We start from the raw sequence: 15,399 nt of genomic DNA on the forward strand, positions 1-15,399 counted from the left end.
GCATGGGTCAAGAATCGGTGATGCGCGCAAGCTACATTTGCGAGAGATGGCGGCCTCGTCCGACTGCGGGGATACGCGCGTCAGCTCCATTCGCGTAGCCGCGAGAACACCACCCGCCACGGACAATCTTGCGAGCTTAGGCTGCCGCCTCGAACTTGCGTCGATCCGCTCCGACACGGATCAGGACGATCTTCCCAAAGGGACAGCCGGATAACACAGCCGAAGATGTGACCGTGTTGCTCTCAGTAGTGAAGAGTGCCCATCGGCAGCCAGCATCTGTTTCCTACAGTAGGACATCGGACATATTGTGGATCCGCGTCGGATGAGGAGGCATTCGACACGATCGCACGATGTCTATTTGCTGACACGGAGATTGGAGAGTGAATCCCCGATCTGCTTGAAGGCCGACTGAAGCGCGGCCGTAGTCGGCGAGTTGAAGAAGAAGGCGTTCTGGCTGGCGCAGTTGCGCAGGAGGTCCTGGGTGGCTTCGCTGGGCCCATTGAAGGCGATCGTGTAAATGATGATGCCGGAGTTCTTCATCGCCGTGCAGACCGAGGTCAGACGGTTGTCGAGTTCCGTCTCCGCGGCCGTCTCGTTGCTCGTCCCAAGTTTCTTGTCGGCCAGCCAGCCATAAGCGCTGTAGACGTCTGCCGACATCGTGTTCTCGCCGTCCGTCATGATGACTGCCGCCTTGTTCATGTTCTTTGTGTAGTAGTCGAGAGGCAGATTGTAGGTCGACATGTCGCCGCCCCAGAGACCACGCCATTTGGGAGACAGCATCCGCCAACCCCACACGGCCCCGAAGTTGATGTGGGTGTTGCCCACCGCCTTCATCGCCGCGATGGCGGCAACCACCGTTGCTTTCTTGGGCGTCAGGCGCGTCACTTGGGCCGGGCAGTTCTTGTTGGGGCCGAGGGACGTGGTGAGAGTCTTGACGTATGTTTTTTTGCCATTCTGGTCGACGCTGATCCAGTTGTTATCCGTGCCGTCTCGCCAATAGTAGGGCGTGATTGGCTTGCTGGAGGGAATCGCATCAGAAATGTCGTCGGCCTTTACGGCCTGCGCCTCGACGCAGCCACCCCATGAGCCACCCGTTGATGTCGATCCCCAATCGAGCGCGGCGATGGAGCCGGACTTCATCCAGCTGGTATGGCTCGTCCCGACATTGACCGACTGCGAGAACGGAACGATGCCGACATAGAGGTTTTCGGCAACTTCGTCGTTGCCGTAAAGGATGTTCACCAGTGTGTTGGCCGCGGACTTGAGGCTCGTGAGCGGCGTTCCCTTCATGGAGCCGGTGTTGTCGAGAACAAGTGCCAGTTCAAGGCCGCTGGTCGATCGTTCGATGATACTTTCCGCGCTGGTGCTGATCGTCTGGACGCCGAGGATTTTCATCAACGTCGCGGGAGCGCTGGCCGATGCCTTGACGGTCAGTGTCTTGTTGTCCGAGCTGATGGTCCAGGTCAGGCTGTCGAGCGTCCCGCCAATCTCCCCATTGTTGAAATTGGCGACCGCAAACTTTCGCAGTTCCACGTCGATGGTGGCGGTGTCCAGCTTGGCGACGGTCGAAAGGGCGCCGGCGTCGATGGCGCGCTGAAGGCTCGAATGGAGAAGCATCAGGCGGGCCGCGTCGATGCCGAACCCCGTTGCCCCGATCAGTGCCAGGCTGACGATGCCGACGAAGGGGAGGACGGCACCTTCCTCGGCCTTGCGGAAGCGGGAGATCATGGACATCAACGACATTGGATCATCCTTTCCTTGTGGACTAGCAACCGGGCGCGCTCGTGAGGCTGCCGAGACGGGGGCGGAAGACCGCCGTCTTGTAGAGCTGCGTCTCGACCGGCGTAAAATTGGAAAATAGCGGGGTGTAGCGATAGAAGACCTCGGCGACGATCACATTGTCGGTCGCATCGAGGGTGAGGTTGCCCGGAAGTGTGGCGGCCTTGGTAACGATCCCGATCTTGCTCGTCTGGGCGTCAGCGCCGCCCTTGCACTGCCAGGCAACGACCGGTGCCGCGCCGCCCGTGCGGGAAACCGACGTCAGGATCACGTAGCCGTTCTCCTTGAAGTCTTCGTTTCCCATGACCTCGGACGACACCGAAAAGATCGAAGTGATGTCCGACGACGTGATCGCTTCGTAGCGCGCAACCGCATCCGCTACCGTCGATGCCATCTGCGCTGTCTGGAAGTGCGAGCGGGCATAGAGGCTGACTTCGCTGCCGCCGCAGAGAAGGAGCAGCAGCACGGGCGTGATGATCGCCATTTCGATACCTGCGACGCCTTCGTCGTTTGCCGCCAGCCGACGGGCTATGGAAGAGAGGACGCGCAAGGGCTTGGAGATCAGGTCAGTACGGCTCATTCTGCACCACCGCTGTTGCCGTCAGTTCGACGGTGCCGTCGTTGCCAACAAGCTGCTTGAGGACGGGAGTGTGGAAGGTCCATGGGTAGGTTACGGTGTAGAGGACGACTTGTGCCGTACCGCCGTAGCCGTTCGCCCCCTGGTCGATGTCGTAGACACCGTTCCCATTGACGTCGGTGAAGTTTTCTCCATCGTCGCGAACGCCGTTGCCGTTCTTGTCTGTGAATGGCTCGGGCTTTTTGAGAGCATCGAAGCCCTTATAGGACAGGCTGGTGATGACGAGCTTGTCGGCATCCATGAATACGCCCGCCTGGTTGCGAATTTTCGCCTTTACGGTCGCATCCTGTGTCGAGTTTTCCGACACAAACCCCGTTCGGCCGGTCCTCGCTGCGTCATAGGTAGCGTTTTTGAGAACAATGTCGGCAGCAAAGGCAATACCGGACTCGGCAATAGCGAATGTCAGGAAAATAAGAACGGGAGCGATGATTGCGAATTCGACTGCGGTCGCTCCGTCCACCGAGGTGCGGAAGCGCGTCAATACAAGTCCCCTCACGAAACACCCCACTCGCATCCATTCCGCGATCTTTTGGGTGTTCTAGCGCCGAAACATTCATAGGAATGTAACGCGATAGATAAAATTCTATGCAACTGTGCCTTTTATCAGCAATTAGCGACATGCCGGCCGAACTGAAGGCGTCTGAGTATGGCGATCGGTTTCACGGGAGAACCTCCCATGAAAATCCAAGCTCGTGCCCGGTATGTCCCCCGAGGTATCCACAACGACCTCAAGCAGCGGGGTCGTGGGGCTCTCGGCCATGCGCGTCCTTTGAGGCGCCTGGGCGTTTCATCCCTGGACGCCTCCGCTGGCGATCAGCACAGCCCGGGCGGCAGCGAATGAGTCTTGCAGCGCTTTGTGACCTTCGAGCCCGTCAAGGGCATAGCTATTGAGAAACTGGCGCCCGGCAAACAGCTTGCGGTCGACGGCACTCAGTTCGGCCTGATCGCAGGCGGCTTGCCAATGCTCGGCGATGGTCTTGATCTGGTGTTCGATCAGCGCGGCGGATTCCGCCTCTTTCAGGTGATAGTCCGGCGCGGCGGCAAGGCAGGTGGCGAGCGTGCTGGCGCGGCTCTCGCCCTTGATCAGCATGGCCTGCGTCGCTTCGTTGCCGGTGCGGCCTTGCGGGCAGATATCATAGGCCGGTGTCAGGGTCAGCTTCTTGCCATCCCAGAACGCGGCATGGTTGCGGGCATGGGCGTCGGTATTGCCGCACAGCACATTGAAGCAAATCCGCCCGTAGAGCTCCTTGAGGGTCTCCTTGAGATCGGTGAAGCGGTGGCGGATGAGTTCGGCAAGGTCTTCGTAGGAGGCATAGCGGGCCATCATCTCATCCAGGCCCAGCATGGTCAGGGCCGAGACCATGCCGTGGCGTATCCAGCCGTCCTTTTTGTGTGTGCGGTCGAAGCGCTCGATCAATAGGACGTCTTTTTGTGCGGCGCGAGTCATGGAGACTAAGCGGCGTTGAGACCGCAGGCGGTCGCCAGCTTCATCCAGATGAACTCGGCCTTCACGACGCCGTAGGTGTCGTTGGTCGCCGAGAATTTGGCGATGAACTTCTTCGTGTCGTCATCGATCAGAGCCTTGGGACGCGCGCCGCCGATCGAGGTGCCGTGATTGAGGGCCTGGCCGAGCGCCGGGGGAAGAGGGACGCCTCTTTCAATGAGTTCGGCCGCTTCGAGGAGTTCGGAGAGCGAAGCTTGCGCGGCAAGGCGGGGGACATACTCCGTAGGCGATGCCTGAAAATCGAGTGCGCCGATCCTGTCGGAGCCTGACTGTAGCAGAAAGGTCAGTTCGCTGATCTCCGGTACGCCGGCAGCGTCGGGCTTTTTGCCCGTCAGCCTGTTGATGATGACCCGGCGGCCCCAGGCGTCAGGCGAGGCGTCGCGAATACAGCTTGCCATCGACAGGCCGGTGATCGGGGCGATCGTGCCCTCCTGAAGCGGTAGTTGGCATTGGGGCCGGCCTCTAGTCAAATTCTGTTCATTTGATTGGTCATAAAGGCGGTTCGCGACCAGAATTTTGTACATGATAGGCGCCGAACATTGTCGGCCGATGGACTTCATGGCCGACCGGGCACGGCTAACCCTCGAGATGTCCGAGGACATGTTCATTGCAGCAGCAAAAAAGAAACGACGAGAAAATTGTCAGTCGCCAGTTTGCGGCAACTGGGTGGCTAGAGCATCTGCAACAGCTGTCGTTGCACTAGGCTTGTAGGGATAGTGCTCCCAGCACCACCATTGCGTCTCAATCGACTTCGATGAAGCATGGCCAAAACCGCCCCACGTCTCGCAGCCAGCAACGGAACACCAATGGTTCACGTGAATGGTTGCTGCTGCCGCGCTGCTGCGTCCGTCGATACTCACGGCGCGCCGATCCCAACAATGCGCAATGTCCAACCAGCCTTTGGCGGTGAAATACCGATGGCTTGCGCTCTTCTGTCTGCCTCCCTCATTGCCATGGCCTTTGCAGTGGCCTGGTTCGCGGCCCAGACGGTGACCCTCATTTTACCGGCAGTGAACGTGAAGCGGCGAACCTTCTTTCTCCGTCCGGCAGCAAAGCCAGCTTTGAAACCACGCAGGAGTTCATCCATATTGTGAAGCGCTTTAAAATCGCTGGATTGCGCCGACCACCAGTCGTTAAAGGCTGTTTCCGTTTCCGTGGTCCGTTTTTCAACGCGCATTAGCATGGGAAACTCCGTCGCCGCGACGACGCTCTCGTGGAGAATGCAGTCGAACGGTCAGGTTGATTAGGTGTGTTCACAGTTTGTTCTCTTGTTAAGTCTTAGTCAAGTTCGGTCTTTCTCTCGATCAAGAGCGCCCGGCACTTTGAACTCATTCGGTCTGGTTGGTCGGATCAGGGTGTATCCGGCCCGACAACGGCACCGGCGTGACCGGCGCCCGTAACACTGACAGTCAAGGTGGCAAACGCGATCTCACCATCGGTAATGTAATGGTTGACCTTTCCGGTGTTCAAACGAGAGCCGGATTGGTGCCGCGCGACCTCCCCGATTACTTGCTTTGCCCTCAGTTCATTGACTATGTAGTCGCGCTCGGCGTTCGTATCGGCATCGGTCTTATGTGTGACCTGGAATGTCAGCCAAGTCAGAGAAAGCCCGGTATCTTTGGTGCCCGCCCCAACCCACAGAACGCGCTCGTCGGGCGATGGCCTGTCGGTATTCAACCAGAAGCTCGCCGTGCTCATGTCGTCCTCGGAATGGGCAAGACTAAGGGCCCAGAAACGGATGTGATGGCGCTTGCGGGGGCTATCGTCGATGGGCTCCTGGAATCCTATGTCCTGCCGTCTTCCAAAGAGATAGAAGGTGCTGAAAGGTGCGGTGGGATAGGCAGAGTTCATCAGGAAAGCGCGTATCATTCGCAACGTGCTTGCGATCCCCAAATGGTCGGCCGTAGTCCAGCCCGCCGTTGCAAAGGCCTCGCGTAGTTGTTGAAGATTGCCGATGAGGGCGAAATTTATAGGATCGCCGGGCAGGCCATCCGCCGTGATCGTGTATCTGGGGATCAGCCCCCGATGAAGAACCTTCAGTGACAATCGGACCACGTTCGGAAGAATGACGTAAGCAGCCAGGCCATATGTGAGGCACACCGCAACGAGCCATGGAAACCTGTTGTCCGCAGTATCGAAAACAACGAAGACGATCAGCCAAACGCTGAGTACACCCAGACAGAAAACCAGAAACCTCCGGAAAAGGCGCGTCAGCAATCTCAAGACACGGGCTCCTCGTCTGGCGTCTGATGGGCTGGCAGTCGCCCTCGCTGTTCGTCGCGGGGATTTTAGCACCTGAGAGTGTGCAAATGATAGCATCGCCGTCGCTCATTGTGGGCAATATCGAGCGGGCGGCATGGTGGTATCAGAGGCGAAGCGGCCGAAGGCACCGAGGACGAGAACGCGAGGCTGAAGACGCTGCTCTCCGAACAGATGTTGGATGCAGCGCACTCCGCGAGCTTCTCGCAAAAAATGTATGGCCGCCTCGTCGGTGCGAGGGGCCGCGACATCGCAAAACGACGATTCCAGTTGCGTAAATGTATCCGGCCTCTCCCGAGAGGGCTGCTGTTGCAGCCAGGCCATGATGAGATCCGCGCACGCCGTTCCCATTTATGTATGGTCCGTCAAACCTCAGGAGCTGTTACCTTGGCCCTCGGTTTCGGGATGGGCTGTTGTACTTGGCATCCGATAATCAACATAATCGATTATCAGGAGACGAGGGCCCAGCGGATATGGGGTGGCGGCGATTTCGACATGCCCGTTTCCAACGTGCGATTTAAAAAAACCTTGTTCACCACAAAAGGCTTTCGGACGCGGTGCCGTGGTTGGCTTACGCTGGAATCGGTCTGAGATTGCCGTAATGCGCCGCCTCACATCAGCCGCGCCTCTCAGCCGCAGCAGATCTCAGGTTGTCCAACAGAACGGCGAGCAGAAGGATCAATCCACGCACGACATACTGATAAAAGGCTTGGATATTGAGGAGGTTCATCACGTTCTCTGCAATGCCCATAATCAGGACACCGACGATCACTCCGGTCATAGCTGCACGACCACCCGCGAGCGACACGCCACCCAGAACACAGGCCGAAATGACCGACAGTTCCAGCCCGGTTGCAGCATTCGGCTGACCCGATGTGATGCGCGACGCAAGCAGGACACCCGCCACGGCGCAAACGAGTCCCTGCAGCGCAAAGATCCAGATGCGCATTCTGGAGACATTGACACCCGCGAGACGCGACGCTTCCGGGTTGCCACCGATCGCAAGCGTGTTCTTCCCGAAGACCGTCCGGTTCAGTACGAAGCCAAAGATCACGAAGAAGATCGCCATGACCCAGATCGGAGTTGGGATGCCCAAGAACTTCGAGAGTGCCAACTGGTAGAAGCCGGGATCGTTGATACCGACTGCGCGGCCATCGGATGCGATCAGCGCCAAACCGCGAACGATCTGCATCGTCGCCAGCGTGGTGATAAGGGCGTTGATCCGAAACCGGGCGATAACCACACCGTTCACGAGACCAACAGCACCACCACAGAGGAGCGCTGCTATAAGTCCAAGGACGATCGAACCGGTGGCGTTCGAGGCCATGACGGCTATCATCCCCGAGAACGCGACGGTCGATCCGACCGAAAGGTCGAAATCGCGGGATGCAAGGCAAAACATCATGGTGCAGGCGACAATGCCGATGGTGACGACCGACTGCAGAAGCCCAAGCATGTTTCGCTCGGTGAGGAAGTTTGGAACCGTTGCTGCCACGATGGCGAAAGCGATGGCAAAAATAACGACGAGGCCTTGCTCGCCGAGTAGGAGTTTTTTCAAAGACGTCATCGCTACTGGACCTGCTGGTTGGGGAGTTCGCTGGCATTGGCCACATCGGGGAGGGCGGCGGCGAGAATTCGCCGCTCGTCGAAGTCGTCGCGCTCGATATCTGCTGCGACGCGACCCTGGCACATCACGACGATCCGGTCGGTGATGCCCATCACTTCCGGCAATTCGCTTGAGACAACGACTATTGCCATGCCCTGTGCAGCAAGCTCGTAGAGAATTTCATAGATTTCAGACTTCGCACCGACGTCGATACCGCGTGTTGGTTCGTCAATGATCAGAACCTTCACGCCCTGTTCGGACAGCCAGCGTCCAAGGATCACCTTCTGCTGATTGCCGCCGGACAGGTTGACGATGTCCTGCTTCCTGGACGGCGTGCGTACACGCAGCTTGGCAATGAACTGCTCGGCGAGTTCGGCTTCCTTCTTGGGCTGAAGGATCCCGAACGGCGAGAAGTGCCGGCGAGAGGAGATCGCCATGTTCTCTTCGATACTGCGGCCCTGCACAATGCCGTCGAACTTCCGATCCTCCGGGCACAGAACAATTCCCCCGCGAATTGCGTGCGGAGGGCTGTCGGCCACTACCTCTATGCCGTCGACGCTAACCGAGCCTTGCGAGCGTGTGTCCGCGCCATACACGAGGCGCGTCATCTCGCTGCGGCCCGAGCCGATCAGGCCGAAGAACCCGAGAATTTCTCCTTGGCGAACCGAGAAGCGGATTGGTGTGCGGAGCTTGCGGCCTGCAATGTCCTTGACCTCAAGACGGACGTCGCCGAGCTCGCGCGGCCGGTATCCCCAGATGTTGGATATCTCGCGCCCGACCATTTCCGAAATAATCTGCTCGCGGGTAACAGCGGTGATGTCCGCGTGATGTGCTGCAAGCTTGCCGTCACGAAGGACCGTTAGGCTGTCGCAAAGACGGAATATCTCGTCGAGGCGGTGCGATACGTAAAGGATGACCTTGCCCTGAGAGCGTAGGCGTTCGATCAGGGAGAACAGAATTTCGCTCTCCCGCGAGGACAGCGACGACGTCGGCTCATCGAGTGCGATCACGCGAGCATCCGCCATTACGGCTTTCGCGATTTCCACCATCTGGCGTTCGCCGATCGATAGCGAGGCCACCTTGGCACTGGGATCGATCTCAATCCCGATCTCGCTGAGCTTTTCTCGAACGACGTTCGTAAGGCGGCTGCGGTCGATGACCCCGGCCTTCCCGGGAAAGCGCCCCAGCCAGAGATTTTCCGCTACCGTCAGTTCGGGGACGAGCTGCAGTTCCTGGTGAATGACAATAACGCCCGCATCGAAGGCATCACGAACCGAGCGATAGTGCTGGGTCGAGCCATCGATCGAGATTTCGCCGGTATCGGCGGATTGGTCACCGGAGAGAACGCGGATGAGCGTTGACTTGCCAGCTCCGTTTTCGCCCATCAGGCCGTGGACCGCTCCCTTCTTCACAGAGAACGAAACATCGGCGAGCGCCTGCACGCCGGGATATCCCTTGGATATCGCTTTGAATTCGAGAAAGTCCTGCATGACAGCATCCCATAAGAAGGTCCGGCGACAAAAAGCCGCCGGACTGGATTCATCTTAGAAGCTGATCATTCGATACCCAGTTCCTTGCGGACTACCTCGTAGTTGTCCCGCAGCGCGAGCTGGCCAGCCGTCAGGATCAGCTTCTCAGGTTCTTTGCCATTGGCTATCCACTCATACATGTTGAGTGCGGTTTCGTAGCCATGGCGCTTCGGCGAGATGATCACAGTGCCGAAGAAGCCCGTTGCCGTCGGCTTCTTGAACTCGTTGATTGCCGAATCCGCACCGCCGATGCCGACGCCGATCATGCTGTCGGCGGGGATGCCAACCGTTTCGGTGGCGCGAACAGCACCAAGCACGGCTTCGTCATTGAGGCCGACTGCGACCCACTTCTTGATACCAGCGTTCTTGTTGAGCACGACCGTGGCCGCGTTGAGGGCGGCTTCCGTGTCGGTCTTGGCCTGAGGGGCGTCGAAGATGTTGGTTTCCGGGAACCCGGCCGCCTTGAGCACAGAGAGGGCACCGTTCACACGGTCGACGGCAGTCGGAAGCTGGTCGTAGGAGACGCGGATTACGCCCACTTCCTTCACGTCCCAACCACGCTTCTTGACCTCGTCGGCGATCGTCTGGCCAACGGCCTCACCGATCTTGGTCGCCGAGATACCCATGTGAGGCACGTCTTCAAGCGGGCTGCCATCGGCGTTTACCAGGCGGTCGTCGACGGTCATGATCTTGAGGTCATTGGCCGCGGCCTTGGCTACGATGCCTGGTCCAAGCTTGACGTCAGGAGTGCAGATGATGAAGCCCTGAGCACCCTGTGCCCCCAGGTTGTCGATGGCGGACTGAACCTTCTCACCGTCTTCCGCACCGATCTTGACGAGCGTGAAGCCCTTTTCCTTGGCTGCTACGTCGGCGAACTTCCATTCGTCCTGGAACCACGGCTCTTCGGGCTGCTTGACGATGAAGCCAATCTTGACGTCGGCCGCAAAAGCCGAACTTGCGGCCATCAGAGCCACTGTCCCGAACAAAACTGCTGCACGAAAAATGCGCATTTCTCTCTCCCTCCTGGTGGAAACACTATGCCTCCCTGGCATGTAGATGAACTATTTCAATTTATCATACCAGTCAATTGCTATTGTATGAAAAATTGGCTACATGCCTTGGTAGCGGGAGGAATGCCGCGTCGATGTGCCATAGAACCGCGTTTGAGCTGACTTCGACGCGCTGAGGAGAGTACGGATGAAGATTACAAAGCTGACGACATACATGGTCCCGCCGCGCTGGTTGTTTTTGAAGATCGAGACCGACGAGGGCATTGTCGGTTGGGGTGAACCGGTCGTCGAAGGGCGTGCTCTGACCGTCGAGGCGGCAGTGCATGAGCTGGCAGACTACCTCATCGGCAAGGACCCGTTCCTGATCGAGGACCACTGGACGGTGATGTACCGCGGCGGCTTCTATCGCGGCGGAGCCATCCACATGTCGGCGCTTGCGGGAATCGATCAGGCGCTCTGGGACATCAAGGGCAAGGCGCTGGGGCAGCCGATCCATTCGCTGCTCGGCGGCCAGGTACGCGATAAGATCAAGGTCTACTCCTGGATTGGTGGGGACCGCCCGGCAGATGTTGCAGCAAATGCCAGGGACGTCGTCGCTCGCGGGTTCAAAGCGATCAAGCTCAATGGCTGCGAAGAGATGCAGATCGTCGATACGAACGAGAAAATCGACAAGGCTGTCCAGACAATCGCGACAATCCGGGAAGCAATCGGCCCGCACGTCGGAATCGGTGTGGATTTCCATGGTCGCGTTCACAAGCCGATGGCGAAGGTTCTTGCCAAGGAACTGGAACCCTACAAGCTTATGTTTATTGAAGAGCCCGTGCTCTCCGAGCATCGCGAGACGCTGAAGGAAATCGCCAACCATTGCTCGACCCCGATCGCGCTTGGGGAACGTCTCTATTCGCGCTGGGACTTCAAGTCCGTGCTGGCGGACGGGTATGTCGATATCATACAGCCGGACCTCAGCCACGCTGGCGGTATCACAGAGTGTAGAAAGATCGCCGCGATGGCAGAAGCCTATGATGTCGCCGTCGCGCCGCATTGCCCCCTCGGTCCGATCGCTCTTGCTGCCTGCCTCCAGGTCGATGCTGTCAGCTACAACGCCTTCATCCAGGAGCAGAGTCTGGGTATCCATTACAACACGGGCAACGATATCCTGGACTACATCTCCAACAAGGAGGTGTTCCATTATGCCGACGGTTTCGTCAGCATTCCGCAAGGCCCAGGTTTGGGTGTCGAGGTGAACGAGGAGTACGTGATCGAGCGTGCCAAGGAAGGTCACCGCTGGCGCAATCCGATCTGGCGTCACGAAGACGGCAGCTTTGCCGAGTGGTGATGGTGCGAACCTCTCAAGCCCAGCTGAGGACACTTCTCGATCGACGGTTATGGATCAGAGGGCAGAGGGCTAAGCTGTGACACTCGTGGATATCGGCTCAGGATCACTTTCGCTTCGGGTAAGCACCCATGGGGGATCGATCCTTGGCCTGTGGAAGCAGGGCGACGGCCGGAAAGTGCCGCTGCTCAGACCTGCACCCAAAGTCGATGCAGGCGCGCCCGAAGCGTCCTGCTTTCCGCTTGTCCCCTTCGGTAATCGCGTTAGGGGCAACAGGTTTGTCTTCGACGGAGCTGTGTTTACCCTTAGCCCGAATACCGAATGGGACCCTCACTACCTCCACGGAGACGGTTGGCTAGCTGACTGGCACTTCGGCGGGCAGACCGACAGGTCGATCGAGATGAGCTTCGAGCACAGGGGCGGGCACACGCCCTATGAGTATCTGGCGAGCCAGTGCTTTACGATCGACGACGACAGCCTGACAATCGCGATGACGGTCGAAAATCGCTGTCGTCAAAGAATGCCATTCGGTCTCGGCTGGCATCCATATTTTCCGCTGACGCCCCAGACCACACTTGAGGCCCGCGCCGAGGCATTCTGGACGGAGGTCGAGGGATGGCTGCCGGGAGAGCGGACGAGCATACCAGCGGATCTGGACTTCAGCCGAGCCATCGGTCTGCCTCATCGATGGGTCAACAACGGATTTGAGAACTGGAGCGGCCACGCGAGAATCTCGTGGCCCGAGCATGGCGTCGCTCTCAGTATGGAGGCTGATCCGATACTTCGACACGCTATCCTTTTCCTGTCGGACACGACCTTTGATCCCGGGTTCAAGCGGGATTATTTCTGCTTCGAACCCATGTCTCACCTGGCGAACGGTCACAATTTCCCGGGCCTTGGTGGGCTTAGGGTTCTCGCACCGGGCGAGTCGCTTATGGGAGGTTTCCGATTGCGGGTCGAGACAAGCTGACGGATGGCATACGGTACTGGCATACAACGATTGCCGCACATCAGGTGTGAACCGGATGGCGGCATCACAGGAAAGTCGGAGGGGTAAGCATTTATGTCGAAGCGGCTGTCAGGCAAGCGCATCATGATAACGGGCGCAGCACAGGGCATTGGCCTTGCCATTGCCAAAGGATTTGTCCGGGAAGACGCAAGCCTGCTTCTCATCGACCGCGACGAGGCTCTCCTGAACGCCGAGGCATTGAAGCTGCGAGAAGAGGGCTATCGAGTGATAGCACACGCGGTGGACATCACGGATGCCGCCGCGATCAGACAGGCTGTCAGCCAAGCTTCCGACGATTTTGGCCAGATAAACGCATTGGTGAACAATGCCGGGGTCAATGTTTTCTCGGAACCGCTTGAAACGACAGACGACGAATGGAACCGTTGCTTCGACATCAATCTGAAAGGGGCGTGGAACTGCTCGAAGGCGGTTTTACCCGGGCTGATCGAGCAGGGGGGTGGGGTGATCCTCAACATCGCATCCACCCATGCCTTCACGATCATTCCACATACGTTTCCATACCCCCTGGCCAAGCACGCGCTTCTCGGCATGACGAAGTCGCTGGGACTGGAATATGCGGCGAAGAACGTTCGCGTGAATGCGCTGGCTCCTGGCTATGTCGCCACGCAGAAGGTTATCGACTACTGGAATAGCTTTCCTGATCCGGAGGCTGCGAAGGCCGAGACCATGAAGCTTCATCCCGGCGGAAGAATTGCATCTCCTGAAGAGATTGCAATGGCGGCGGTTTTTATGATCTCCGACGAGTGCCCGTTCATGAACGCTACCTGCCTGACCGTAGATGGGGGCTTGAGTGTCCAGCAGCATCCGGCGTGAGTCCCCGCAGTCAGGCTTGTCCGATGAATTTATATCGCTGGCCTAACTAGCTTGTTTCCCGACTCCGCGATCTGATAGAAAAGTGGCGTCAAAGAGTGAGGAGAATCGTGATGCGCTCCGCGCAAAACATCGGAGAAACGAGCGCTTCTGGAGGCCAGCGCCCCCGGGTGATGCCCGATGTGACAAGAGCGCTAGCCGAGGAAGTTTTGTCGGGAAAATACGCTCCCGGCACTGCACTTCCCACTGAAAACGAATTGGGGACTGCGTACGGAGTCAGTCGTACGGTCATAAGAGAGGCGATCAAGGTTCTCGCCGCTAAGGGTCTGGTGGTGACGCGGCCCCGGGTGGGTACGGTCGTTTCTGACCCGGACAATTGGAGCCTGCTGGATCCTCAGGTGATCAGCTGGCACGGACCAGGGCTCTTCGATTCTAACCTCCTTGGCGCAGTCCTGGAAACCCGGCGTGTGCTTGAGCCGCTCGCCGCCAGTCTGGCCGCCGAGCGGGCGACCCTCCGCGAGATCGCTGACCTGGATGGCGCTTGGCAACTCATGAAAGAAGCCAGCGAGGACGTCGAGAAGTTCTCAGCTGCCGATGTCGAGTTTCACCGTATTCTCTATCGAGCCAGCCACAATCCCGTTCTGAGGCAGATCAGCAGCCTGATCGATGCAGCCCTTACGTACTCGTTCGAGACCTCCAACAAGACCGTCTTCAATCGTGACGATGCCGTTCGGTGTCATCACGCCGTGGTGGAAGCGTTGCGCATGCGCGATGTCGATGGTGCCGGGGCGGCTGCGAGCAAGCTCATAGAACAGGCAGCCCACGATATCGATCTTGCCGGACGCAAGGCCAAGGATTCAAAGGGCGAGGACTAGCATCTGGCTCACGACTCGTCGCGAGCGGCGGCGCATCGAGGAGGTCCAATCGGGAAGCCCGCTCGTGTGTCGTCGGGGCATCGCAAACGACTTCCGATTGTTGTTGGCATCGAAGCGTGAATGAGCTTAAGATTCAACGCATTAGTGGCGGTATCCGCTGTAGAGCGCGAGGTGTGCATGTTCGGCTTTGTTCGGCTTCTCTAAGAGAAGGAACATGCTCGGTTTTCACCCGAAGTCGAGCTGCGTCTGACTGAGGTGGAGAAATTCCGTTTCCACTACAGAAGTCACGGCGCTTCGAACAATAACGGAAACGCCCCCAGTTCACCCCGATATCCAACCTGGACCGGAGCTACTTGGTGGCCGCGATCACTTCGCTCGAACGTGGTACTTGCTCCAGCCGATCCTCATGTTCACTCCTGGGGGACGAGTTTTAACCTGTCCCCTCGGAGAAATAATGGCCAATCAAGTCCATGGGATCAGCCTTGAGTGTCCTGCAGACGGCGATAAACATGCCGATGGAGAGCCGTTTACGGTCTCGCGGCCGTCGTCAATGGCATCCCCGGCGCATTCAGCCATGTCGTCGGCAAAGTTAGCGGGCCAGTAGTTGTAACCCACACCCATAATGGCTCAGCCTGCACGGTCGCCTATCCGCTTGCTTCTCGCCTTGCCCGCGACATCGCAAGCTCGCTCGGCGGAGCTGATGGTAAATTCGGTGCGATGGCGGCAAATGGGCCGCAGCTACTCCTGAAGGCAAGATCGTTCAACACGACCACCTAGCTGTGAGCGTTACCACGGGAAAGATCAATTCGGTGCTTGCCGACAAGTTCATCAGTCAGCACAACGATGTCGTCAATGCGAATTGCGGGCAATTGCTAAAGCTAAAGCGCGTCGCCCGTTTTTTGATTCAGGTTCTCGAATCGGCCGATTTGTGATTCCTTCGTAGCTGGAAGGAGACCGGTCATGGGCAAATCACATCCGATCGAGTTGCGTTCCCGTGTTGTTGCGTTCGTTGAAGAGGGTAACACCC

12 protein-coding genes and 1 pseudogene are annotated in these 15,399 nt (G+C 58.2%); 4 read left to right on the top strand and 9 right to left on the bottom strand.

All coding sequences use genetic code 11. The features are described from left to right. Positions 1–354: 354 nt before the first annotated feature. The 9 genes and pseudogenes from AC1DPR_RS09450 to AC1DPR_RS09490 form a co-directional block, all read right to left on the bottom strand. Positions 355–1,743 (bottom strand): pilus assembly protein TadG-related protein, encoded by a 1,389-nt coding sequence (locus tag AC1DPR_RS09450; RefSeq protein ID WP_477816213.1) that lies wholly within the window; start codon positions 1,741–1,743, stop codon positions 355–357. Positions 1,744–1,765: 22 nt separating this feature from the next. Next, positions 1,766–2,359, bottom strand: a complete 594-nt coding sequence (locus AC1DPR_RS09455; protein ID WP_477816214.1) for a TadE/TadG family type IV pilus assembly protein — start codon at positions 2,357–2,359, stop codon at positions 1,766–1,768. After that, a complete protein-coding gene (locus AC1DPR_RS09460; RefSeq protein ID WP_477816215.1) occupies positions 2,346–2,912 on the bottom strand; it encodes a TadE/TadG family type IV pilus assembly protein in 567 nt (188 codons plus the stop codon). The genes AC1DPR_RS09455 and AC1DPR_RS09460 overlap by 14 nt, the downstream gene beginning before the upstream one ends. A gap of 291 nt (positions 2,913–3,203) precedes the next feature. Further along, positions 3,204–4,522 (bottom strand): annotated as a pseudogene (locus AC1DPR_RS09465) (type II toxin-antitoxin system HipA family toxin). Between the two features lie 254 nt (positions 4,523–4,776). Next, positions 4,777–5,103, bottom strand: a complete 327-nt coding sequence (locus tag AC1DPR_RS09470; protein WP_477816216.1) for a hypothetical protein — start codon at positions 5,101–5,103, stop codon at positions 4,777–4,779. A 167-nt stretch (positions 5,104–5,270) separates the two neighbouring features. Continuing rightward, a complete protein-coding gene (locus AC1DPR_RS09475) occupies positions 5,271–6,143 on the bottom strand; it encodes an LssY C-terminal domain-containing protein (protein WP_477816217.1) in 873 nt (290 codons plus the stop codon). Positions 6,144–6,795: 652 nt separating this feature from the next. Then, positions 6,796–7,746, bottom strand: a complete 951-nt coding sequence (gene araH / locus AC1DPR_RS09480) for an L-arabinose ABC transporter permease AraH (protein WP_477816218.1) — start codon at positions 7,744–7,746, stop codon at positions 6,796–6,798. 2 nt (positions 7,747–7,748) lie between these two features. Then, the gene (gene araG / locus AC1DPR_RS09485) at positions 7,749–9,275 is read right to left on the bottom strand and encodes an L-arabinose ABC transporter ATP-binding protein AraG (RefSeq protein ID WP_477816219.1); all 1,527 of its coding nucleotides are present in this window, start codon (positions 9,273–9,275) and stop codon (positions 7,749–7,751) included. A 65-nt stretch (positions 9,276–9,340) separates the two neighbouring features. After that, a complete protein-coding gene (locus tag AC1DPR_RS09490; RefSeq protein ID WP_477816220.1) occupies positions 9,341–10,324 on the bottom strand; it encodes an arabinose ABC transporter substrate-binding protein in 984 nt (327 codons plus the stop codon). 187 nt (positions 10,325–10,511) lie between these two features. Between AC1DPR_RS09490 and dgoD the strand changes: the two genes are divergently transcribed. From dgoD to AC1DPR_RS09510, 4 genes are all read left to right on the top strand, one after another. After that, positions 10,512–11,660, top strand: coding sequence for a galactonate dehydratase (gene dgoD, locus AC1DPR_RS09495; protein ID WP_025660835.1), 1,149 nt, complete (start codon positions 10,512–10,514; stop codon positions 11,658–11,660). A 76-nt stretch (positions 11,661–11,736) separates the two neighbouring features. Beyond that, complete coding sequence (locus AC1DPR_RS09500) at positions 11,737–12,627, top strand: aldose 1-epimerase (protein WP_477816221.1); 891 nt, start codon at positions 11,737–11,739, stop codon at positions 12,625–12,627. A 93-nt stretch (positions 12,628–12,720) separates the two neighbouring features. Further along, positions 12,721–13,500 (top strand): SDR family oxidoreductase, encoded by a 780-nt coding sequence (locus tag AC1DPR_RS09505; RefSeq protein WP_477816222.1) that lies wholly within the window; start codon positions 12,721–12,723, stop codon positions 13,498–13,500. A 110-nt stretch (positions 13,501–13,610) separates the two neighbouring features. Continuing rightward, on the top strand, positions 13,611–14,372 hold the full coding sequence (locus AC1DPR_RS09510) for a FadR/GntR family transcriptional regulator (RefSeq protein ID WP_477816223.1): 762 nt from the start codon (positions 13,611–13,613) through the stop codon (positions 14,370–14,372). Positions 14,373–15,399: the final 1,027 nt, after the last annotated feature.

The sequence above is a fragment of the Rhizobium sp. 01T417 genome, assembly GCF_056398905.1.

Excerpts from the sequence above, each read along its gene's own strand:
- AC1DPR_RS09505 (WP_477816222.1), top strand. The coding sequence starts at position 12,721 with ATGTCGAAGCGGCTGTCAGGCAAGCGCATCATGATAACGGGCGCAGCA.
- araH (WP_477816218.1), bottom strand. The coding sequence starts at position 7,746 with ATGACGTCTTTGAAAAAACTCCTACTCGGCGAGCAAGGCCTCGTCGTT.
- dgoD (WP_025660835.1), top strand. The coding sequence starts at position 10,512 with ATGAAGATTACAAAGCTGACGACATACATGGTCCCGCCGCGCTGGTTG.
- AC1DPR_RS09470 (WP_477816216.1), bottom strand. The coding sequence starts at position 5,103 with ATGCTAATGCGCGTTGAAAAACGGACCACGGAAACGGAAACAGCCTTT.
- AC1DPR_RS09510 (WP_477816223.1), top strand. The coding sequence starts at position 13,611 with ATGCGCTCCGCGCAAAACATCGGAGAAACGAGCGCTTCTGGAGGCCAG.
- AC1DPR_RS09490 (WP_477816220.1), bottom strand. The coding sequence starts at position 10,324 with ATGCGCATTTTTCGTGCAGCAGTTTTGTTCGGGACAGTGGCTCTGATG.
- AC1DPR_RS09450 (WP_477816213.1), bottom strand. The coding sequence starts at position 1,743 with ATGTCGTTGATGTCCATGATCTCCCGCTTCCGCAAGGCCGAGGAAGGT.
- AC1DPR_RS09455 (WP_477816214.1), bottom strand. The coding sequence starts at position 2,359 with ATGAGCCGTACTGACCTGATCTCCAAGCCCTTGCGCGTCCTCTCTTCC.
- araG (WP_477816219.1), bottom strand. The coding sequence starts at position 9,275 with ATGCAGGACTTTCTCGAATTCAAAGCGATATCCAAGGGATATCCCGGC.